The organism is Embleya sp. NPDC059237, from assembly GCF_042754105.1.
In the GTDB taxonomy this organism is placed as follows: domain Bacteria; phylum Actinomycetota; class Actinomycetes; order Streptomycetales; family Streptomycetaceae; genus Embleya.
On the sequence record NZ_JBHZAE010000068.1, the window covers coordinates 1 to 1,083 of the forward strand.

General features: G+C 67.2%; 1 protein-coding gene and 1 pseudogene. Both read left to right on the forward strand.

What is annotated here, in order from left to right:
- Window positions 1–189, forward strand: a pseudogene (locus ACFXKZ_RS52450) (2-methylisoborneol synthase); the annotation flags it as partial.
- Window positions 190–207: 18 nt separating this feature from the next.
- Window positions 208–1,083 (forward strand): geranyl diphosphate 2-C-methyltransferase, encoded by an 876-nt coding sequence (locus ACFXKZ_RS52455; protein WP_380015689.1) that lies wholly within the window; start codon window positions 208–210, stop codon window positions 1,081–1,083.

Below are 1,083 nucleotides of genomic sequence, written 5' to 3' on the forward strand. Positions count from 1 at the left end.
TTCCTCAAGGCCATCGAGGTGCACAACGAGCTGATGCGTGCCTTCGAGGCGGAGGCCGCCGCGCTGGCTCTCGCGTGTCCCGTGCCCCAGGTGTCCCGCTTCCTGCGCGGGGTGGCGGTGTGGGTCGACGGCAACCACCACTGGCACCAGACCAATACCTATCGCTACGGCCTGCCCGATTTCTGGTAACCAATGAGGAGATCCATCGTGACCCAGACAGCCCAACCCGCCATCTCGGTGACCATCCCCGGCCCGGCGACGCCCTACCAGGGCGACATCGCCCACTACTGGGATCACGAGGCGCGGCCGGTGAACCTGCGCCTCGGTGACGTGGACGGCCTCTACCACCACCACTACGGCATCGGGGCCGTCGACGACTCCGCGTTCGCCGGCTCCCAAGGCAGCGACCGCGAGACCAAGCTCATCGCCGAACTGCACCGACTGGAGTCCGCGCAGGCCGATCTGCTCCTGGACCATCTCGGGCCGATTCGGCGCGACGCCCGGCTGGTGGACGCCGGTTGTGGTCGTGGTGGCTCCATGGTGATGGCCCACCACCGCTTCGGATGCGCGGTCGACGGCGTGACCCTGTCCGCCAAGCAGGCCGAGTTCGCCAACCGGCGCGCCCGCGAACTCGACATCGACGCCTCCGTGCGCGCCCATGTCTGCAACATGCTCGACATGCCCTTCGCGAGCGGGCAGGCGCGGGCTTCGTGGAACAACGAGTCGAGCATGTACGTCGACCTGCACGACCTGTTCGCCGAACACGCCCGCATCCTCGCCCCGGGCGGCCGGTACGTGACCATCACCGGCTGCTGGAACCCCGTCTACGGGCAACCCTCCAAGTGGGTGTCGCAGATCAACGCCCACTTCGAATGCAACATCCACTCGCGTCGCGAGTATCTGCGGGCGATGGCCGACAACCGCTTCGTGCCCCAGGCCATCATCGACCTCACGCCCGCGACGCTGCCCTACTGGGAACTGCGCGCCACGTCCTCCCTCACCACGGGCATCGAGGATGCCTTCCTCAACTCCTACCGCAACGGCTCCTTCCAGTACCTCCTGATCGCAGCCGACCGCATCTGA